Raw genomic sequence first — 18,941 nt, forward strand, 5'->3', positions numbered from 1 at the left:
GAAAGATCGTCGTTTTGTCTGTGAAAGTCTTCGCGGGCCCGTCCAGCTGGATCGAGTCCGACGCCGTTGCCCAATGTCACCAGGTCGCCGCCCTGGACGGCATGATCCACGTAGCCGGCATGCCCGACCTGCACCCCGGCAAGGGCGCCCCGATCGGCGCCGCCATGCTCTCGTCGGTGCTGTACCCCTTCCTCGTCGGCTCGGACATCGGCTGCGGCATCGCCGTTTTTCCGTTCCGCCTCAAGAAGGTCGTCCCGGAACGCCTGGCCAAACGCTTCCCTGATCTCGACGAGCCGGTGAAGCCGGTGGGCGAGATCCCCGGCGGGTATACGGAGGGCCTCGGAACGGTAGGCCGCGGCAACCACTTCGTAGAGCTGGCCCGAGTGGACGAGGCGTTCCCACCGCAGGCGTTGCCAGCGCAGGCGTTGCCACCGCAAGCGTTCTTCCCTCCGCAGGCGTCCGCGGCGGCGGATGCCGGCGGGCTTGTCCGGGCGTCACCGGCTCTGGCTGCGGGTGACCATGTGCTGATCGTGCACAGCGGCTCCCGCGGATTCGGCGAGCGGATCCTGCGAGCGCACACCGAAGTGCACGGCGCCGGCCCGGCCGCCGACCCCACCGCATATCTCGAATCGCACGACACGGCCGTACGCTGGGGAAGCCTGAACCGGCGCACCTTGGCCGAGCGCGTCGGGTTGGCGCTCGGCGCCGAGATCGGCGAGCCGATCCTCGACGTCTGCCACAACGCGGTGGAGATCCGCGACGGTCTCTACCTGCACCGCAAGGGCGCAGCACCGGGCGACAACCAGGACGTCCTGATCGCCGGCACCCGAGGCACCAGGTCCTACCTGGTGTCCGCGCACGCCGGCGCCGACGCGGGCTTCTCGGTGGCCCACGGCGCAGGCCGCAAGATGTCCCGATCCGACGCCCTGAAGCGAGGCAAGGCCAAACACACCGTCGAGGAACTGCGCCGAACGCCCGTCGGCTCCCTCGTCGTCTGCGGCGACCGTCAGCTGCTGTTCGAGGAAGCGCCAACCGCTTACCAACGGATCGAACAGGTAATCGGCGACCTGACCAGCTTCGGCCTGGCAACACCGCTGCTCACCACAGTCCCGGTAATCACCTACAAGACTGCCGACAAGCACGCCGCTCTCCCGGTTTCCCGGGCAGGCAGGCGTAGGTGACGGCCGGCTCCGTCACACGGGCAGCCCGGCGCCGTTGTCGTGGCCGGCCCAGGACCACGGCCGGCCGAACCGCCACGCTCGCCAGTCCGCCCGCGCCGGCCAGTCCGCCCGCGCCGCCCGCACCGCCCGCGCCGGCCACGCCGGCCATGCCGGACATGGGCTCAAGGAAGGCGAGAGGGCGAAAGGCCAGTTCCCCAAGCAGAACCGCAGGAATCAGCGCGAAGGTCATCCTCCAATCCTGGCCTAGTGCACGTTTCAGCAGAATAAGCGCGCAGCCTGAAACGGCGAATAAAGCGGAGCATGACTGGTAATGTCGGTTCTCGCTGATGTGCCGGAGGGCTCCGTGGGCTCCCGAAATAACGTGCCGCGGTGAAACCTTTATCAGAATGAAGAATCGATAGCCTCCCCGCACCGATATCAAGCCCCGCACCGATGCGTCCGGAGCTGGTGTGCCCGGCGCTGGTAGGCCCTGAACTGGTGGGCCCGGTGGCGGCAGGTTCAGAGCCTGCGGGTTGGGAACCCGTGGGTTCGGGGGTCGTGGGTTCGGGGGTCGTGGGTTCGAGGGTCGCGAGCTCGGAGGTCGCGGGCGCCTGGCAAGAGCGCCCTGCAGCTGGACCCGATCCCATGACCGCCAGATCTGCTCGGTCGGGCGGGCCCGGTGGGCCGGGCGGGCCGGCTGCGCCAGGTCGATCGGCTGGGCCGGGTGAGGCCGGTGAGGCCGGTGAGGCCGGTGAGGCCGGTGAGGCGGGTGAGGCGGGTGAGGCGGGTGAGGCGGGTGAGGCGGGTGAGGCGGGTGAGGCGGGTGAGGCGGGAGAGGCGGGAGAGGCGGGTGAGGCGGGTGAGGCGGGTGAGGCGGGAGAGGCGGGAGAGGCGGGCAGAGCGTCCTTCGCCGCCTCGCGAATTTGACGCAGGCGCTCGGCATGCCGCCGCTCAAGGCCCCACGCGCCCCCCACGCGCGATGGCGCTCGTGCTGTCGCCGGAATTGCTCAGCCTCGGGCGAATGATTGCGCCTGGCGGTTCGGTCCCGCCACGCCGCCAATTCCGCTCTGGTGAACAGTCCCTGCTGCCCCATGGCCCAATTCTTCCAGCCCCTCGAAGCGCCCGGTAAGCATTCGATCAAGCCGTTTCCGAGCCCGAAATTCCAGCATAAGAAAATCAATTCCCCTGCCTGCCGAACCTGCCACGAACGCTCTCAGTTCGGGCGTGGCGGGGGCCGGGAAGCAAGAGCTGTCGGCACGGTTACCCCGGCATCGCTAGTTCTGCATATCGTTCTGCGTGTTCACCGCGCCGCCTACCTGGTGGAATCTTGGCAGCGGGCCGAGTTCGGGGGAGCTCCGCTGCGTGGCGCGGGCCGGGTTCGAGGCGAGACCCGGCCCGCGCTTACCCAGCCACATAAACCAGGCCAGGAAGGCCCAGGCCAGGAAGGCCCAGGCCTGGAAAGCCCAGGCCAGGGCAAATCAGACCGGGCAAACCGAGCCAGCACCTACACCCCGCGCCTACAGCGCCAACGCCCTCGCCAACCTCTCGATGCCGTACTCGAAAGCCTCCTCGATATCCCCGCCCAGATTGAACGCGCCCGCCAGCTCCATGCTGATGAACCCGTTCCCCCAGGCCGTGACCAAGCGCGCCGCCTCCAGTGCGTTAGCCGGGCCTGCCAGCTGTGCGGACACCTCCATCATCGGAGCGCTCGCTCGTGCCAGCTGCTCCGTGTCGACCGCGACCACCACCTCCGGCGACCATGCCATGATCAGCCGGTAGGCCGCCGGGCGGGCATGCGCGAACGCCCGGAACGCCCGTGCCAGCGACGCCAGATCCGCCCGCGGGTCACCGGTCCGAGCAACCGAGGCCAGCTGCGCGCCCAGGTCGTCGACCGACGCCGACGCGACCAGCTGGATCAGCGCCTCCCGGTTGCGCACACGCTTGTACAGCGACGGCGCGCGCACCCCCACCCGCTCCGCGACGGCCTGCATCGTCAGCCGCGCCAGCCCGTCGGTCTCCAGGATCTCCCGGGCGGCTCCGACGATCTCGTCGAGCGACGTGCGTTCCGGCGTCGGCATGAGCGCTCCCTACGGGCCACAAAGGATAAGAACCACAACGAATACGAATACAGGCCACAACGAACACAGGCCACCGCGATAGCTATTGACCGTAGCCATGATAGCTATATACCTTAGCCATCATGAAGCTGGGTCCTCAACTCCACCGCATCGGCAGCGACATCGTGGCGGTCTACCTCATCGTCACCGACGAGGGCGTCACACTCATCGACGCCGGCCTCTCCGGCCAATGGCCGGAACTGATCAGTGAACTGGCAAGCCTGGGCCGCACCGTCGACGACATCCGCGGCGTCATTCTCACGCACGGTGACTCCGACCACCTCGGCTTCGCCGAGCGACTGCGACGCGACCACGACGTGCCGATCTTCGTGCACGCGGCCGATGCCGCACGCGCCCGCGGCGAGATCAAAACCAAACCCACCTGGGGAAAGGTCAAGCTGGGTGGGATCACGAGCTTCTTTTGGTACGCGTCCCGCAAAGGCGGCCTCAAGACCACGTACCTGACCCAGGTGACCACGATCGAAGACGGTCAGGTGCTCGACCTCCCCGGAGCGCCCCGGATCATCGGGCTGCCCGGGCACTCACCGGGCAGCATCGCGATCCACTCGGCGGCTGCCGACGCGGTCTTCGTGGGCGACGCGCTGACCACCCGGCACGTGCTGACCGGCGAGAACGGTCCCCAGCCGGCGCCGTTCACCGACGACCCGGCGCAGGCCGCCACCTCTCTCGCGAGGATCGCCGAGCTGGACGTGACGTGGGTGCTGCCCGGCCACGGCACGCCGTGGAACCAGGGCGCGGGGGAGATCGTCCGCCGGATCGAGGCGTACCGCTCATGACCGCCGTTCATGCACGCAGGCGGAAACGACCCCCGCATGCGCGACAATTCGCCCATGGCTGTGTTTCGTGATGCCCACCCGATCGTCTACACCGAGAACCTGGACGTGTCGCTCGCCTTCTATCGCGACCTGCTCGGGTTCGCCGAGACGTACCGATTCGGGGATTTCGTCTCGCTCTCGCTCAGCGGCGCCACGGTGTCGATCGCCCAGGTCAGCGACGGTCAGGCCGGCTCGCACGGGCTGCCGGTCCACCCGCGCGCGGGCCACCAGTTCGAGCTCTGCGTCTACACCGACGACGTGGACACCGCGATCGGCGAACTCCGGTCGGCGGGGGTGCCGGTGCTGGTCGAGCCCGCCGACCAGCCGTGGGGCGAACGGATGGCCTACGTCGCCGATCCGGACGGTCATCCGGTGATGATCTGCCGCTAGGTTTCTGTTACCCGAGCCGGGCAAAGATGGCCCATGAGCTGCTCGGCGGCAGGCGCTGAGAGCGAGCGGGGAGCGGCGGCGGCCCGAATCGGTACCGCCGACGCCTCCGTGCCAGGCACGGCCCCGGGGGCAGAGGAGTGCCCTCGTAGATCAAGGACGCGCGGCACCCCTGGTTCCGTTGCATCGGAAACACGAAATTTTCAATTGATCGATCCGACCTGCTTCACGTGGCGGACCAGCGGTGCCGACTCCACCCGCTCCACCCCGTCGAGGCGGCCGATCTTTTCGGTCAGATAGCGGTAGAAGCCGGCCATGTCCTGGCAGACGACAGTGGCGGTGACGTTTGTCGGCCCCGTGGTGGCGGCCGCGAAGACGACCTCGTCGTGGGCGGCCAGCGCGGCGCCGACCTCGGCGAGCCGGGACGGCGCCACCGACAGCCAGAGCATCACCCGGCCCCGATATCCGAGCGCGTCCGGGTCGATCTCCACATCGCAGAAGAGCGCGCCGGTGCCCAGCAGGTCACGTAGCCGCCGGCGCACGGTGGACTCCGGCCACCCGGTCGCCGCCGCCAGTTCGGTGTACCCGAGCCGGCCATCCCTGGCCAGCGCGTCGATCAGCGTCTGATCGGCATCGGTCAGCTGGGGATGACCGGGCAGCCGTTCCGGCGTCAGGGCCTCGATCTGCTCGCCGGTCAGCGCCTGGTCCCGGCCGTCCGGGCCGGTCGCTCCGCCACTGAACTGGTGGATCAGGCAGTGCGCCGTCACCGAGACGAGCCGCGGCGTACGCGGGAGCTTCTCCAGCAGCAGCGACTCCCAGTCGGCGGTGGCCGGTACGCGTACGCTGCAGGAGATCTCCGTCCCGCCGCTGGTCAGGCTCACCCAGACCGTGTCGCGGCGGCGCGCGAGCGCCGCGGCGATGGTCGTCGCCGCATCCGGCGCGGTACGCAGCCGGATCGTCCACATCTCCTGACCGAGCGTCAGCGGATTCGGCAGCGCCACGACCCGCAGGCCGGCCTGTTCGCGCAGCTTGCGGTACCGCCGGGCCACGGTTTGGTCGGAGACGCCGAGTACCGCGCCGATCTCCCGGTAACCGGCCCGGCCGTTGATCCGCAGCGCGTGGATCACCTGCTGGTCGAGCGTGTCGATTTCCATCGGATCAGCGTAAACCGGTGTCGAGATCCGCCGGTTCCTGCGTTCTGAGTCGCTCTCTCCGCCGCAGGACCGGCACAGTGCTGCGCATGCACAAATGGTCACCACTCGTCGCCGTTTGCCTCGGCACGTTCCTTCTCCTCGTCGACGTCACCGTCGTCGTGGTCGCTCTGCCGGACATCGCCACCAGCCTCGGCGCCGGCACCGGCGAACTGCAATGGGTCCTCGACGGTTACGCCCTCGCACTCGCCGCGCTCGTCCTCGGCGCCGGATCACTTGCCGATCGGTACGGGCGCCGCCGCGCGTACCAAATCGGGCTCTTGATCTTTGGGGTGTCGTCGTTGATCTGTGCGTTCGCGCCGGATGCGGCGACGCTGATCGGCGCCCGGGTGGTGCAGGGGATCGGCGGCGCGGCGATGTACGCCACGACGGCCGCGCTGCTCAATCTGACCTATCAGGGGCGGGACCGGGGTGTCGCGTTCGGCGTGTGGGGAGCGGTCAACGGTGCGGCCGCCGCGGCCGGGCCGATCGTGGGCGGGCTGCTGACCGAGCACCTCGGGTGGCACTGGATCTTCCTGGTGAACCTGCCGATCTGTGCTGCCGCTGCCTGGTTCACCTACCGGGGTGTCGTGGAGTCTCGCGCGCCGCGGGCGGGCCGGTTCGATGTGCCGGGGACGGTGGCGTTCACCGTGGCGGCGGGGGCGCTGACCTACGGGTTGATCTCGGCTTCCACCTCGGGCTGGGGCGCTGGGGTGACGATCGGGTCGTTCCTCACCGGACTCATCGGATTTATCGTGTTCTTGGTGGTTGAGCGGCGCTCGGATCATCCGATGCTTGATCTCGGGCTGTTTCGGCGGCCTGCGTTTGCCTCGCTGATCGCGGCGGCGTTTCTCACCCAGGCGGCGGCGTTCGCGGTGATGCCTTATACGACCGTGTGGCTTCAGCGGATCCTGGGGCACGGGCCGGTTGACGCCGGGTTGCTCGGCGCGCTTCCGATGAGCCTCGCGTCGCTGGTGGTCGGGGTGTTCGCCGGTCGTGCGCTGCAGGGGGTGCCGGCCCGCTGGACCGTCGGTCTCGGACTGCTGCTGGTGGCTGCCGGTGATCTGCTGCAGACCCGGGTCGGCGATTCATCGGGTGGGGGCGTGCTCATTCCGGGGCTGATCCTGGTGGGTCTCGGCGTCGGGATGGTGCTGCCGACGATGTCGTCGGCGATCCTGGCCGAGGTGCCGAAGGAGCGCAGCGGGATGGCCGGCGGCGCGATGAACGCGTTCCGCCAGCTGGGGTTCGCGTTCGGCGTGGCGGTTCTCGGAACGGTGTTCGGCCCGGCTTCTGGTGAAGCTTCTGGTGCGGCCTCTTTTGTGGACGGGCTTGATGCGGCTCTGCTGATCGCGGCCGGCCTGGCGCTGGTGGGCGCCGTGGTGGTGCTGGTGTTCGCCCGGCACCGGGAGCAGGCTTCTGCTACTGCCCGATTGCCCGGGTGACTATCGCGCGGATCTCCTCCACCGGCACCGGGGTGGTCGCCAGCGTCTTGTGAATGACGAGGCCCTCGATCAGCGCGTCCACCCCGCGGGCGGTCACCGGATCGACGAAGCGTTCCAGCACCGCGCGGCTGGTCCGCATCCATGTCTCGGTGACCTCCCGTAGTGCCGGGTCACGCAGGGCGGCGAGGTAGAGCTCGTAGGCGATCGCCCAGTCGTGCGTGTCGGCGCCCGCGTCACCGTGTATCAGCCGGGTCAGCGCGTCGACCAGCTGCTCGCGGTCGTGCACCCCGTCGAAGTGTGCGGCGTACGTCGCCGACATCCGCTCGGCGTGCCGTTTGAAGGCTTGCGCGCGCAGATCGTCGAGCCCGGTGAAGTGGTAGGTCAGCGAACCCAGCGGCACGTCCGCCTCGGCCGCGATCAGCCGGTGCGTGGTGCCGGCGACACCGTGCTCGGCGATCACCCGGATGGCGGCGTCGACGATCCGATCCTTGCGATCCGGGTCGTGGCGGCGGGCGCGGCGCTCCTTGTCAGCCTTGGCCGGATCGTTCCTGGCGGGGCTGCTCTTGGCGGGGCTGCTCTTGGCGGGGATGCCTTCGGCTGGGCCGCTTTTGGTTGGACCGCTTTTGGTTGGACCGCTTTTGGTTGGACCGCTTTTCGCGGGGACTGCTGCCGGGCTGGCCTGACGCACGACGCCGTCGGCGCGCGTCCGGCTCACAGTTCGCGGATGACGCGCGCCGGCGAACCGACCGCGACCACGTTGGACGGCAGATCCTTGACGACCACCGAACCGGCGCCGACCACCGTGTTCTCGCCGATCGTCACGCCGGGGCAGACGATCACCCCGCCGCCGAGCCAGACGTTGTCCCCGATGACGATCGGATCCGCCGACTCCCACTTGTCCCGGCGCGGCCCCGGCTCCAGCGGGTGGGTAGCGGTCAGCAGCTGAACGTTCGGCCCGATCTGCACGTCGTCACCGATCGTCACCTTCGCCACATCCAGGATCACCAGACCGAAATTCGCGAACGTACGCGCACCCACCGTCGTCTGGAAGCCGTAGTCACACTGGAACGGTGGCCGGATCTCACTGCCCTCACCGAACCCGCCGAGCAGCTCGGTCAGCAGCTCCCGCCGCCGGTCATGGTCGGTCGGACCAATCGAGTTGATCTCATGGGCGAGGCGCTGGGCGCGAGCCGACTCCCGGGCGATATCCGGGTCATCGGCGATGTAGAGCTCTCCGGCGAGCATGCGTGCGTGCATGCTCTTTTCACTGACGGACATGTGTACAAATGTACGCTGAGTTGCCAACCGCCGCGTCCCCTTTATTCGCCCGTGGAGAGCCGCTCAAGCGACGGGGCGGGGTGGGGCGACCACGCTTGCCGATGTTGTGAGTTCGCACCGCCATGCCGACCGCAAACTCACAAGATCAGGAGGGGCAGGCGGCCGTGCACCACCACAGCGACGACCCTCCCCGGATCATGTGAGTTCGTGCCGCCGCGCCAGCCGCAAGCTCACAAGATCTCCCGTCAAACTCTGGCGCCGGCGCCGGCGCCGGCGACGGCGACGGCGACGGCGACGGCCGCGGGTCGGTGGTGTGCGGCGGTCTCTGGGTGGCGCCACCAAAGCACCACCGGACTCCTCGCGGAACCGCAGAGGTTGGCCTTGACCGGGTCTGCGGTGCGTCGTAATGTGTCCGTAACTCTGAAACGTTTCACAGAATTCTCGGGGAAACACGGACCCTCTACTGCCGAGAACGGCCCGTGACCAGCACCAACCCAGCATCAACCACACCCCCGGACCCCCGTGAAACCGGAAGACGGAACCCGCCCCGGCCTGAAGGACCGTCATGACGAACCCCGTAGTCGCCGAGCTCATCGCCCGCTCGAACCGCCTCGGCGCGGATCCGCGCACGACCAACTATGCCGGCGGCAATACGTCGGCCAAGGGCACCGACACCGACCCGGTCACCGGCACTCCTGTCGACCTTCTCTGGGTCAAGGGCTCCGGCGGCGACCTCGGCACGCTGACCGAGAACGGTCTCGCCGTCATTCGCCTCGACCGGCTGAAGAGCCTGCCCAATGTCTATCCGGGCCTGGAGCGCGAGGACGAGATGGTCGCCGCGTTCGACTACTGCCTGCACGGGCGGGGTGGCGCCGCACCGAGCATCGACACCGCCATGCACGGCCTCGTCGACGTCCCGCACGTCGACCACCTGCACCCGGACGCCGGCATTGCCATCGCGACCGCCGCGGACGGCCCGGCGCTCACCAAGGAGATCTTCGGTGCCCGGGTGGTCTGGGTGGACTGGCGTCGTCCCGGGTTCCAGCTCGGGCTCGACATCGCCGCCGTGCAGAAGGCGAACCCGCAGGCGATCGGCGTGATCCTTGGCGGTCACGGCATCACCGCGTGGGGCGCCACGAGCGACGCCTGCGAGGCGAACTCCAACGAGATCATCTCCACTGCCGCGGCCTATCTCGCCGAGCACGGCCGCAGCGCGCCTTTCGGCGCGGCGATCCATCAGCCTCTGGAACCGGCGGTACGCGCACAGCGAGCCGCCGCCCTGTTCCCGGTGATCCGCGGGCTGGCCTCGACGGACCGTACCCAGGTCGGCCACTACACCGGCAGTGACGTGGTCCTCGACTTCGTCGGCAGCGAGCGCCTCGCCGAACTGGCGGCACTGGGCACGTCCTGCCCGGACCACTTCCTGCGTACCAAAGTGAAGCCCTTGGTCGTGGACACGGCACCGGACGCGCCGCTCGAGGCCGTGATCGACAGGCTGAAGGAGCTGCACGCCGCTTACCGGGACGACTACCGCGCCTACTACGACCGGCACGCCACACCGGAGAGCCCGGCGATCCGGGGCGCCGACCCGGCGATCGTGCTGGTGCCCGGAGTCGGCATGTTCTCGTTCGGCGCGAACAAGCAAACCGCGCGGGTGGCCGGCGAGTTCTACGTCAACGCCATCAACGTGATGCGCGGCGCCGAGTCGGTCTCCCGGTACGCCCCGATCGACGAGTCGGAGAAGTTCCGCATCGAGTACTGGTCGCTGGAGGAGGCGAAGCTGCAGCGGATGCCGAAGCCGAAGCCCCTCGCCACCCGGATCGCGTTCGTGACCGGCGGCGGCTCCGGCATCGGCCGGGCCATCGCGCTGCGGCTCGCCGCCGAGGGCGCCGTGGTGATCGTGGCCGACCGCGACGGTGAGGCCGCCGAGAACGTGGCCCGCGAGATCGGCGGCACCGACGCGGCGATCAGCGTGGTCGCCGACGTGACCGATGCCGAAGCGATCGACAAAGCTCTGGAAACCGGTGTCCTCGCCTTCGGCGGTGTCGACCTGGTGGTCAACAACGCCGGCCTCTCCATCTCCAAGCCGCTGCTGGAGACCACCGAGCAGGACTGGGACCTGCAGCACGACGTGATGGCGAAAGGCTCGTTCCTGGTCGCCAAGGCCACCGCCCGGGTGCTCATCGAGCAGGGCATCGGCGGCGACATCGTCTACATCTCCAGCAAGAACTCGCTCTTCGCGGGCCCGAACAACGTCGCCTACGGCGCCGCCAAAGCAGATCAAGCGCATCAGGTACGCCTTCTCGCGGCCGAACTGGGCGGGTACGGCATCAAGGTCAACGGCATCAACCCGGACGGTGTCGTACGCGGCTCGGGCATTTTCTCCAGTGGCTGGGGCGCCAAGCGTGCCGCGGTCTACGGCGTGCCTGAGGAGAAGCTCGGCGAGTACTACGCGCAGCGCACCCTGCTCAAGCGTGAGGTGCTGCCAAAGCACGTGGCGAACGCGGTCTTCGTGCTGACGGCCGGCGAGCTGTCCCACACGACCGGCCTGCACGTTCCGGTGGACGCCGGTGTCGCGGCGGCGTTCCTGCGATGAACAGGGCTTTCGCGGCGGTCGACCTCGGTGCGTCCAGCGGGCGCGTCGTGGTCGGCCGGTTCGGTGACAACGGGCTCGAACTAAACGTGGTGCACCGGTTCGCCAACGACCCGGTACGCGTCGGCGGCACCTTGCACTGGGACATCCTGGCGCTGCACCGCGGCATGATCGAGGGCCTGCGCAAGGCCGGCCCGGTGGACAGCATCGGCATCGACTCGTGGGCTGTCGATTACGGGCTGATCGACGCGAGCGGCGCGCTGCTCGGCAACCCGGTGCATTACCGGGACTCGCGGACCGACGGGATCGCCGCGGCGACGACAGACCTCTATCCGGTCAACGGGTTGCAGACGCTGCCGTTCAACACGGTTTACCAGCTGATGGCGGCCCGGTGCACGCCGCAGTACGCGGTGGCGCAGCACCTGCTCCTGGTGCCGGACCTGCTGGCGTACTGGCTCACCGGTGAGATCGGGGCGGAGTACACCAACGCGTCGACCACGGGGCTGCTCGACGTGCGTACCCAGGAATGGTCGTTGACGTTGATCTCTGATTTGGGGTTGCGGGCCGAGGTGTTGCCTCCGGTCCGGCATCCCGGCGAGGTGATCGGCTTCCATGAGGGCACGCCGGTCGTGGCGGTCGGGTCGCACGACACCGCGTCGGCGATCGTCGGGGTGCCGGCCGAAGGCAGCGACTTCGTCTACATCTCGTGCGGAACCTGGTCGCTGGTCGGGCTCGAACTGGACGAGCCGGTGCTCAGCGACGCGTCGCGCGCGGCGAACTTCACCAACGAGGGCGGCGTCGACCAGACGATTCGCTATCTGCGCAACGTCATGGGGCTGTGGCCGTTGCAGGAGTGCCTGCGTGAGTGGGGCTCGCCGGACCTGCCTGAGCTGCTGAAAGAGGCCGCTGCGGAACCCGGGCTGACGTATGTCGTCGACCTCGACGACCCGGTGTTCATGCCGCCCGGCGACATGGAGGGCCGGCTGCGCAAGCTGGCCGGTCTGCCCGCCGAAGCCGGCCGGGCCACGATCACCCGGTGCATCCTGGACAGCCTGGCGCTCGCGCAACGGCGTGCGCTGCGCCAGGCCCAGGAGCTGTCCGGCCGCTCGGTGTCGACAGTGCACCTGGTCGGCGGCGGCGCGCTGAACGAGCTGCTCTGCCAGCTGACCGCGGACGCCTCCGGGCTGCCGGTGCTCGCCGGACCGGTCGAGGCCACCGCGATCGGCAACCTGCTCGTCCAGGCCCGTGCGGCCGGGGTGGTCGAGGGAGGTCTGGATGCGATGCGGGCGCTGGTGCGCGAGACTCAACGCATCGTGCGTTATGAGCCGCGTGGCGACGACGCTGTCTGGCGGGCAGCGGCCGCGCGGGCAGGGAGGTGACCGTGCGGATCGCTCTCTTCGCCACCTGCTTGGCCGACACGCTCTTCCCGGAGGCGGCCAAGGCGACAGTGCTCCTGCTGGAGCGGCTCGGCCATCAGGTGGTGTTCCCGTTCGAGCAGACGTGTTGCGGCCAGATGCACGTGAACACGGGCTATCAGAAGGACGCGTTGCCGCTGGTGAAGCGGTATGTGAAGACGTTTGATCCCTATGACGTGATCGTCGCGCCGTCCGGATCGTGCGTCGGGTCGATCCGGCATCAGCATGCGATGGTCGCCGCCAAGTACGGTGACGCGGGGCTGGCCTCCCGGGCGTCGTCGGTGGGGGAGCGCACTTACGAATTGTCCGAGTTGCTGATTGATGTGCTCAAGGTCGAGGACGTCGGCGCGTTCTATCCGCACAAGGTCACCTATCACCCGACCTGCCACAGCCTGCGGATGACCCGGGTCGGCGACAAGCCGCTGCGGCTGCTCCGGCAGGTCCGCGGTATCGACCTGGTCGAGCTGCCCGCCGCTGAGCAGTGCTGCGGTTTCGGCGGCACGTTCGCCATCAAGAACGCCGAGACGTCGTCGGCGATGCTTGCCGACAAGATGACGAACATCGTCTCCACCGGCGCGGATGTCTGCTCGGCCGGTGACGCGTCCTGCCTCATGCACATCGGAGGTGGGCTGTCGCGGCTGCGTTCCGGGGTGCGCACGGTCCATCTCGCCGAGATCCTCGCCGCGACGGAGCCGTGAGATGACCACTTTTCTGGGGATGCCCGCCACCGCTCCGCGCGGAGTTGGCAATCTGCGCGGGGACCAGACGTTTCCGCAGGCCGCGCACGATGCCCTTGGCAACGATCAGATGCGGCGCAACCTGAGGCATGCCACCACGACGATCCGCGGAAAATCCGGCAAGGTCATCGCGGAGCTGCCGGATTGGCAGCGTCTCCGGGACGCCGGATCGGCGATCAAGGCCGACGTGATGGCCCGGCTCCCGTTCCTGCTGGAGCAACTGGAACAGAAGGTCACTGAAGCCGGCGGTGTCGTGCACTGGGCCGCCGACGCCAACGAGGCCAACGCGATCGTCACCCGGCTCGTCAAGGAGACCGGTTCCGACCGCGTCATCAAGGTCAAGTCGATGGCGACCCAGGAGATCGGGCTCAACGAGGCCCTGGAGGAGGCCGGCATCGCGCCGGTCGAAACCGACCTCGCCGAACTGATCGTGCAGCTCGGCCACGACAAGCCGAGCCACATCCTGGTACCGGCGATCCACCGCAACCGCTCGGAGATCCGGGAGATCTTCCTGCGCGAGATGCCCGGCGTGGACCCCGCGCTGACGGATGATCCGCCGGTGCTCGCGGCCGCCGCCCGGCGGTACCTGCGCGAGACGTTCCTGTCGACGAAGGTGGCCGTGAGCGGCGCGAACTTCGCGATCGCGGACACCGGCACCCTCGCCGTCGTGGAGTCCGAGGGCAACGGCCGGATGTGCCTCACCCTGCCGGACACGCTGATCACCGTGATGGGCATCGAGAAGGTGCTGCCGACCTGGCAGGACCTGGAGGTCTTCCTGCAACTGCTGCCCCGGGCGTCGACCGGGGAGCGGATGAACCCGTACACCACGATGTGGACCGGGGTCACTCCCGGCGACGGGCCGCAGAACTTCCACCTGATCCTGCTGGACAACGGTCGCAGCGCGGTTCTCGCCGACGAGGCCGGACGCTCGGCGCTGCACTGCATCCGCTGCTCGGCCTGCCTCAACGTGTGCCCGGTCTACGAGCGGACCGGCGGGCACGCGTACGGGTCGGTCTATCCCGGCCCGATCGGCGCGATCCTGTCGCCGCAGCTCACCGGCATCGAGGACAACGCGTCACTGCCGTATGCGTCGTCGCTCTGCGGCGCCTGCTTCGACGCCTGTCCCGTCAAGATCGACATTCCGTCGATCCTGGTACACCTGCGCAACGAGGTGCCACACCCGCGCGGCGAGCGCGCGGCGATGAAGGCGGCGGCTCGGATCATGGACAGACCCCGTGCGTACGCCTCAGCGCAGCGCGCCGCCAAACTCGCCCGCATCGCCGGGCGTCGTGGCCGGGGGCTGCCACCGCCGCTGTCCGGGTGGACGGCCAGCCGTGATCTGCCGGCGATGCCGTCGCAGACGTTCCGTGATTGGTGGGCGGCCCGATGAGCGCGTCCCGCGACCTGATCCTGAGCCGGGTGCGTTCCGCGCTGCGGGACGCGCCGGTCGTTCCCGAAATCCCGCGGGATTATCGGCCGGCTGGGCGGCCCGTCGATCTCGACGTGTTTGTCGATCGGCTCGTCGACTACAAGGCCACCGTGCACCGGATTCGCTCGCAGGACGTCGCGCCGACAGTGGAAGGGCTGGTCAGCGGAGCGGTACTCGTACCCCCGGGCCTGCCGCAAGCGTGGCGCCCAGCCGGCGCCGTGGTCGACGACGGCCTCGCGCCGGACCGGATAGCGGCAGCAGCGGCGGTGCTGACCGCCGCGGCCGTGGCCGTGGCGGAAACCGGAACCATCGTCCTGGACGCCTCACCGGACCAGGGCCGGCGCATCATCACCCTGCTGCCGGACGTGCACGTCATCGTGCTGCGGCCGGAACAGGTGGTCGCGGCGGTGCCGGACGCGGTCGCGAGGCTGGATGCGCGGCGGCCGCTGACGTGGATCAGTGGTCCGTCCGCGACGAGCGACATCGAGCTGAACCGGGTCGAAGGCGTGCACGGCCCACGGAACCTGCACGTGCTGTTACTCGACGGCTGACTCCTGCTGGCGGGCCCGGTGGCGGGCGACCATGGCGGTGACCTGGGCGAGGCTCTCGTCCAGGTCCATCGCGTCGCCGTTGCGCGCGTCGGCCCGGGTCTTGTCGATGATCGCCTGGAACTCGGCACCCCACTCGGTGCCCGGCACGATCGACGCTTCGACGGCGCGCAGTTGCTCTTCGAGGCGATCGGCGAATGTCATGCTCGAACCCTACCCGCGCGCCCCCGCCGGCAGGAGCGGCCATGACGGGTTGTGAAGCTCGCCTGGCGTACGCATGCATCGCGGCGTGCTCCGGAGTGACGGCGGCCGGCGCGGCCTGTCGCGTGCCCGCCCGGGCCGCTGGGGCACGATGCGTCTCGTCGTCACCGGCCGCCGCAGCGGTCGCCGCGCGCCGTGATCCTCGCGTACGTCGAGGACGGTCCGAATCTGGTCACCCTGGACATGAACGGCTGGGCGCCGCCGGAGCCGGTCTGGTGGCGGAACCTGCACGCGTGCGAGGTCGCGCGGGTGGAATTGCCGGATGGCGCGCGCCAGGTGCGGGGCCGCGCTGCCCACGGCAGCGTGCGAGACCGATGGTGGTCACTCTTCCAGACCCTGGACAAGCACCTCGACGAGTACGCGTCCCGACGCCCGAGCCCAACGGCAGTGGTGGTCCTGGAGCCGGCCTGAGGTCCGCGCCGCCTACGGCCGGGTGCGTGTCTTTCGTTGATCTTGTGGAGGTTCCCGAACGCGTTGCCGCTCAAGTCACCAAGATCGGAAGCGGGGGGCGTGGAGGTGTGCGGCCGGTGATTGCCGGCTGACCCCGGTTGCTCGGATTTCGCCGTTGGTGGAGTGGTAGCGGGTTCGGGGCGGCGTGGTTCGGGCGTGGCGTGGCAGTTTTCGGGGTGGCGTGGCGGCTCTTCGGTGCGGGGTGTCGCTTGGAGATCTTGTGCGGTTTGGCCGGCTGCTCGACCACGAGTGCACGAGTTTGCGGGGGCGGTCGTCGGTGGCATGTCGGTTTCCGCGGTGCTTCACGGTTTCGACGTGGTGACGGGGTGCTTCACGGTTTCGACGTGGTGACGCGGTGCTTCTCGGTTTCGATGTGGCGAACGCGGCGCCTCGCCGATCTTGTGGAGTTCGGCGAGCCGTTTGCGGGTAACTCCGCAAGATCGGCTAGGCCTGTTCGATCTTGTGGAGTTGTGCGGGCACGTCTGCGGGGAAGTCCACAAGATCGGCGGGGCGCGGGGCGCGGGGCGCGGGGCGCGGGGCGCGGGGCGCGGGGCAGAGCGGGACGGCGCCGGGGCGGTGCGGTGCAGCGCGGGGCGCGGGGCGGAGTGCGCGGGTGGGGTGCCTACGGCGGGGGGTCTGCGCTCCGTGGCAGTGAGTCTTGGGTTGTGGCTGATGCGGTCTGTAGTGGGGGACTGCGGCTGCCTGGCGGATCCGCGGGTCAGCGGTTGGTACGCGATGAGGCTGGATGCCGGGCCGTGGAGGCGGAGGGCGAGCGATCTAGACTCGGGGTGTGACTGCTGTCGATTGGTTGCTGGAGTCCGATCCGAGTGTTCGGTGGCAGCTGTTGTGGGGGCAGGATGCCGCTGAGGAGCGGGCTCGGGTGGAACACGTCGGGTGGGGTGCTCGGCTGATCGGGCTCGCCGGGCCGGACGGGTTGTGGGCGGGCGGGACGTGTTTTCCGGCCGGGTTCGACTTCGCGAGCCTCGAGGCTGAGGCGGGGCAACCCTGGACGCCCACCGTGCACACCCTTCAGACCCTGCGGATCTTCGGGCTGGATCCGGCTTCGGCGTCGGCGCGGCGGCTCATCGGGCTGATCGCGGAGAACGGGCGCTGGGAGTACGACGGCTCGCGGTACTTCGACGGCGAGGTCGAGCCGTGCATCAACGGGCGGACCGTCGAGGCCGGCACCTATTTCGGGGTGGATGTCGCTCCGCTCGTCGCGCGCCTGGTCAGCGAGCAGCTGCCGGACGGCGGGTGGAACTGTGAGCCGTCGCAGCGCTCGTCCTTCGACACCACATTGTGCGTGCTCGACGGGCTTCTCACAGCGCAGAGCGCCGACGCCGTCGCGGCGCGGCAGCGGGGTGAGGAGTACCTGCTCTCCCGGGGACTGTTCCGCCGGGCGAGCACCGGAAACGTGGTCAAACCGGAATACCTGGACTTCGCTTTTCCGTACTACTGGCACTACGACGTGCTGCGGGCGCTCGACTACTTCCGCCGGGCCGGTGGTGCGCCGGACCCGCGGATCGACGAAGCGGTGGAGCTCGTGCGTACCAAACGGCAGCCGGACGGGCGCTGGCTGCTCGACCGTGTCCACCCGGGTCGCGTCCACTTCGACATCGAGGACGGTGTTGGCCGGCCGAGCCGCTGGAACACTCTGCGCGCCCTGCGCGTGCTGGACTGGGCAGGTGTCGCTTGATCACGCACGCATGGGCCCGGATAGAAGCGGTGCTGGCGGAGGTCCTGCCGGAGTCGGCCGGCAAGCTCGCCGGGCCCGCCGACCCCGCGGCTGTCGACGCTGCCGAGGCGGCGCTCGGGCTCACCCTGCCGGAAGACTTCCGGGCCAGCCTGATGGTGCACGACGGCACGGAGTGGGGGATGCCGCAGCCGGTGCCGCTGGACAGCCTCTACAGCGCCGCCGGCATCGTCGACGGCACGCGCATGTGGCGGGCGAACGCCGCCGACGATCCACAGTTCGACAGCCCGGGCGCCTGGGCCTACCTGATCGACACAGCGTTCCTCAGCGTCACCGGGCCGGTGCTGCCGCGGATGGACGCCGACGGCCGGCGGGTCGTGGTGGGTGACATGAACGGCGACATCTGGTGGTTCCTCGACCTCGTGCCGGCGCCGGGCGGCACCGTCGGGCAGGTGGTCCGGGTGGATATCGAGTGCGCGTCCTGGGACGTGCTCGCACCCTCGTGGGAGCAGTTGCTGATCCGGTACGCCGAAGACCTGGAACGATCGGCGCTGACGATCGACGAGACCGGGCCGTCCTGCGAGTGGGGCGAGGCGCCCGGCTATCCGGCTCCCCGGCCGGCGTGGTTGCGGGACGTCGTGGCGGTCAGTCCGTACCCATGATCGTGAGCGTGCGGTCCGGCGCGCGCCCGGTGTCCCGGTCCGGATAGACGTGCAGCTCGTCGCCGTCGCGTACCACCCAAGGGTCGGTCCACAGCTCCGCCGGACCCGGCACCAGGACCTGCGTCGTCGACGACGCGGCGTCGTGGATCAGCACCGACTGGATGACGCTGACCAGGTCGCCCATCGTGTACTCCTGGGCCGGGTGCTCGTCCGGGCCCTCGGCCGGCACCACGAAGAACCGGTCGTCGAGCCACCACCCGCGCGACGCGAGGCGCAGACCCGCGCCCACCCGGACGCCGTTGATCCACAGCGACATCGACCACTGCACGGCCTTGTGCCGGTCGCCCGCGCTGAAACGCACCCGCAGGTCGTCGCCGCCGTGGAACGAGTCGCACCCGCCGGGAACCGGACCCTCCCGGTGCGGATCGTCGCCGGCCGCCGGCAGCGGGTCACGGGAGCAGATCGAAGGACCCGAGCACGCCCGATCCATCCGCCGCGTGCAGCCGAAACCCGCCGCCGCACAATCGCGCGGCCTCGCCCGGGTCAAAATCTCGATCAACTGCATCTGGTACGCGTCATCGCCCAGCACGTACCGGTATTCGTCGGCCTCCTGCCACCGGGTGAACAACTCCACACCGGTCGCGGAGCGGCGCAGCCAGCCCCGCCAGTGCTCGTCCGCCCACCGCCAGCGCCGGGCTCCGCGCACGTCAACGGCCTCCCGGGGCTTCTGGAGAGCCCGGAGG

The 18,941-nt window shown here is 69.4% G+C and carries 18 protein-coding genes; 12 read left to right on the forward strand and 6 right to left on the reverse strand.

The window, feature by feature from the left end:
• Nucleotides 1-14: 14 nt before the first annotated feature.
• On the forward strand, nucleotides 15-1,181 hold the full coding sequence (locus ACQP2E_RS13710; RefSeq protein WP_433831511.1) for an RtcB family protein: 1,167 nt from the start codon (nucleotides 15-17) through the stop codon (nucleotides 1,179-1,181).
• Nucleotides 1,182-2,677: 1,496 nt separating this feature from the next.
• Here ACQP2E_RS13710 and ACQP2E_RS13715 read toward each other — a convergent pair.
• Complete coding sequence (locus tag ACQP2E_RS13715; RefSeq protein WP_433831513.1) at nucleotides 2,678-3,238, reverse strand: TetR/AcrR family transcriptional regulator; 561 nt, start codon at nucleotides 3,236-3,238, stop codon at nucleotides 2,678-2,680.
• A 122-nt stretch (nucleotides 3,239-3,360) separates the two neighbouring features.
• Between ACQP2E_RS13715 and ACQP2E_RS13720 the strand changes: the two genes are divergently transcribed.
• Together ACQP2E_RS13720 and ACQP2E_RS13725 are read left to right on the forward strand one after the other, a co-directional pair.
• Entirely contained in the window at nucleotides 3,361-4,074 is a 714-nt protein-coding gene (locus ACQP2E_RS13720; RefSeq protein WP_433831515.1) for an MBL fold metallo-hydrolase, read from the forward strand.
• A 54-nt stretch (nucleotides 4,075-4,128) separates the two neighbouring features.
• Nucleotides 4,129-4,503 carry a VOC family protein gene (locus ACQP2E_RS13725; RefSeq protein WP_433831517.1) on the forward strand — a complete coding sequence of 125 codons (375 nt, stop codon included), beginning with the start codon at nucleotides 4,129-4,131 and terminating at the stop codon, nucleotides 4,501-4,503.
• Nucleotides 4,504-4,703: 200 nt separating this feature from the next.
• Here ACQP2E_RS13725 and ACQP2E_RS13730 read toward each other — a convergent pair whose 3' ends face one another.
• Entirely contained in the window at nucleotides 4,704-5,654 is a 951-nt protein-coding gene (locus ACQP2E_RS13730; protein WP_433831519.1) for an Lrp/AsnC family transcriptional regulator, read from the reverse strand.
• Nucleotides 5,655-5,740: 86 nt separating this feature from the next.
• Here ACQP2E_RS13730 and ACQP2E_RS13735 point away from each other — a divergent pair, with 86 nt between their 5' ends.
• Nucleotides 5,741-7,132, forward strand: a complete 1,392-nt coding sequence (locus ACQP2E_RS13735) for an MFS transporter (protein ID WP_433831521.1) — start codon at nucleotides 5,741-5,743, stop codon at nucleotides 7,130-7,132.
• Here the strand turns inward: ACQP2E_RS13735 and ACQP2E_RS13740 are convergent.
• Together ACQP2E_RS13740 and ACQP2E_RS13745 are read right to left on the reverse strand one after the other, a co-directional pair.
• Entirely contained in the window at nucleotides 7,110-7,847 is a 738-nt protein-coding gene (locus tag ACQP2E_RS13740) for a TetR family transcriptional regulator (protein WP_433831523.1), read from the reverse strand. The genes ACQP2E_RS13735 and ACQP2E_RS13740 overlap by 23 nt on opposite strands.
• A complete protein-coding gene (locus ACQP2E_RS13745) occupies nucleotides 7,844-8,410 on the reverse strand; it encodes a sugar O-acetyltransferase (RefSeq protein WP_433831525.1) in 567 nt (188 codons plus the stop codon). Before ACQP2E_RS13745 ends, ACQP2E_RS13740 begins: the two co-directional genes overlap by 4 nt.
• Nucleotides 8,411-8,975: 565 nt before the next feature.
• On the opposite strand from ACQP2E_RS13745, the gene ACQP2E_RS13750 reads away from it, so the two are divergent.
• The 5 genes from ACQP2E_RS13750 to ACQP2E_RS13770 are packed head-to-tail and all read left to right on the forward strand — an operon-like array spanning nucleotide 8,976 to nucleotide 15,135.
• Nucleotides 8,976-11,006 (forward strand): bifunctional aldolase/short-chain dehydrogenase, encoded by a 2,031-nt coding sequence (locus ACQP2E_RS13750; protein WP_433831527.1) that lies wholly within the window; start codon nucleotides 8,976-8,978, stop codon nucleotides 11,004-11,006.
• Nucleotides 11,003-12,382, forward strand: a complete 1,380-nt coding sequence (locus tag ACQP2E_RS13755) for a rhamnulokinase (protein WP_433831529.1) — start codon at nucleotides 11,003-11,005, stop codon at nucleotides 12,380-12,382. The genes ACQP2E_RS13750 and ACQP2E_RS13755 overlap by 4 nt, the downstream gene beginning before the upstream one ends.
• Before the next feature lie 2 nt (nucleotides 12,383-12,384).
• Complete coding sequence (locus ACQP2E_RS13760) at nucleotides 12,385-13,116, forward strand: (Fe-S)-binding protein (protein ID WP_433831532.1); 732 nt, start codon at nucleotides 12,385-12,387, stop codon at nucleotides 13,114-13,116.
• A gap of 1 nt (nucleotide 13,117) precedes the next feature.
• Nucleotides 13,118-14,545, forward strand: a complete 1,428-nt coding sequence (locus tag ACQP2E_RS13765) for a LutB/LldF family L-lactate oxidation iron-sulfur protein (protein ID WP_433831534.1) — start codon at nucleotides 13,118-13,120, stop codon at nucleotides 14,543-14,545.
• Nucleotides 14,542-15,135, forward strand: coding sequence for a LutC/YkgG family protein (locus ACQP2E_RS13770; RefSeq protein WP_433831536.1), 594 nt, complete (start codon nucleotides 14,542-14,544; stop codon nucleotides 15,133-15,135). The genes ACQP2E_RS13765 and ACQP2E_RS13770 overlap by 4 nt, the downstream gene beginning before the upstream one ends.
• Here ACQP2E_RS13770 and ACQP2E_RS13775 read toward each other — a convergent pair.
• The gene (locus tag ACQP2E_RS13775) at nucleotides 15,121-15,336 is read right to left on the reverse strand and encodes a hypothetical protein (RefSeq protein WP_433831538.1); all 216 of its coding nucleotides are present in this window, start codon (nucleotides 15,334-15,336) and stop codon (nucleotides 15,121-15,123) included. The two genes, ACQP2E_RS13770 and ACQP2E_RS13775, sit on opposite strands and share 15 nt — an antisense overlap.
• 192 nt (nucleotides 15,337-15,528) lie before the next feature.
• On the opposite strand from ACQP2E_RS13775, the gene ACQP2E_RS13780 reads away from it, so the two are divergent.
• The 3 genes from ACQP2E_RS13780 to ACQP2E_RS13790 all read left to right on the forward strand — a co-directional run bounded on the left by ACQP2E_RS13780 (nucleotide 15,529) and on the right by ACQP2E_RS13790 (nucleotide 18,198).
• Nucleotides 15,529-15,804, forward strand: coding sequence for a nitroreductase/quinone reductase family protein (locus tag ACQP2E_RS13780; RefSeq protein ID WP_433831540.1), 276 nt, complete (start codon nucleotides 15,529-15,531; stop codon nucleotides 15,802-15,804).
• Between the two features lie 829 nt (nucleotides 15,805-16,633).
• Nucleotides 16,634-17,539 (forward strand): hypothetical protein, encoded by a 906-nt coding sequence (locus ACQP2E_RS13785; RefSeq protein ID WP_433831542.1) that lies wholly within the window; start codon nucleotides 16,634-16,636, stop codon nucleotides 17,537-17,539.
• Nucleotides 17,536-18,198 (forward strand): SMI1/KNR4 family protein, encoded by a 663-nt coding sequence (locus ACQP2E_RS13790; RefSeq protein ID WP_433831544.1) that lies wholly within the window; start codon nucleotides 17,536-17,538, stop codon nucleotides 18,196-18,198. The genes ACQP2E_RS13785 and ACQP2E_RS13790 overlap by 4 nt, the downstream gene beginning before the upstream one ends.
• On the opposite strand, the gene ACQP2E_RS13795 is transcribed toward ACQP2E_RS13790, so the two are convergent.
• Entirely contained in the window at nucleotides 18,182-18,904 is a 723-nt protein-coding gene (locus ACQP2E_RS13795; protein ID WP_433831546.1) for a hypothetical protein, read from the reverse strand. The genes ACQP2E_RS13790 and ACQP2E_RS13795 overlap by 17 nt on opposite strands.
• Nucleotides 18,905-18,941: the final 37 nt, after the last annotated feature.

It is taken from the genome of Actinoplanes sp. CA-015351, from assembly GCF_050955685.1.
In the GTDB taxonomy this organism is placed as follows: Bacteria; Actinomycetota; Actinomycetes; order Mycobacteriales; family Micromonosporaceae; genus Actinoplanes.

What these genes read in the sequence shown, in the direction of transcription:
- ACQP2E_RS13715 (WP_433831513.1), bottom strand. Translation starts at nt 3,238, where the DNA reads ATGCCGACGCCGGAACGCACGTCGCTCGACGAGATCGTCGGAGCCGCC.
- ACQP2E_RS13720 (WP_433831515.1), top strand. Translation starts at nt 3,361, where the DNA reads ATGAAGCTGGGTCCTCAACTCCACCGCATCGGCAGCGACATCGTGGCG.
- ACQP2E_RS13725 (WP_433831517.1), top strand. Translation starts at nt 4,129, where the DNA reads ATGGCTGTGTTTCGTGATGCCCACCCGATCGTCTACACCGAGAACCTG.
- ACQP2E_RS13730 (WP_433831519.1), bottom strand. Translation starts at nt 5,654, where the DNA reads ATGGAAATCGACACGCTCGACCAGCAGGTGATCCACGCGCTGCGGATC.
- ACQP2E_RS13735 (WP_433831521.1), top strand. Translation starts at nt 5,741, where the DNA reads ATGCACAAATGGTCACCACTCGTCGCCGTTTGCCTCGGCACGTTCCTT.
- ACQP2E_RS13745 (WP_433831525.1), bottom strand. Translation starts at nt 8,410, where the DNA reads ATGTCCGTCAGTGAAAAGAGCATGCACGCACGCATGCTCGCCGGAGAG.
- ACQP2E_RS13750 (WP_433831527.1), top strand. Translation starts at nt 8,976, where the DNA reads ATGACGAACCCCGTAGTCGCCGAGCTCATCGCCCGCTCGAACCGCCTC.
- ACQP2E_RS13755 (WP_433831529.1), top strand. Translation starts at nt 11,003, where the DNA reads ATGAACAGGGCTTTCGCGGCGGTCGACCTCGGTGCGTCCAGCGGGCGC.
- ACQP2E_RS13765 (WP_433831534.1), top strand. Translation starts at nt 13,118, where the DNA reads ATGACCACTTTTCTGGGGATGCCCGCCACCGCTCCGCGCGGAGTTGGC.
- ACQP2E_RS13770 (WP_433831536.1), top strand. Translation starts at nt 14,542, where the DNA reads ATGAGCGCGTCCCGCGACCTGATCCTGAGCCGGGTGCGTTCCGCGCTG.
- ACQP2E_RS13775 (WP_433831538.1), bottom strand. Translation starts at nt 15,336, where the DNA reads ATGACATTCGCCGATCGCCTCGAAGAGCAACTGCGCGCCGTCGAAGCG.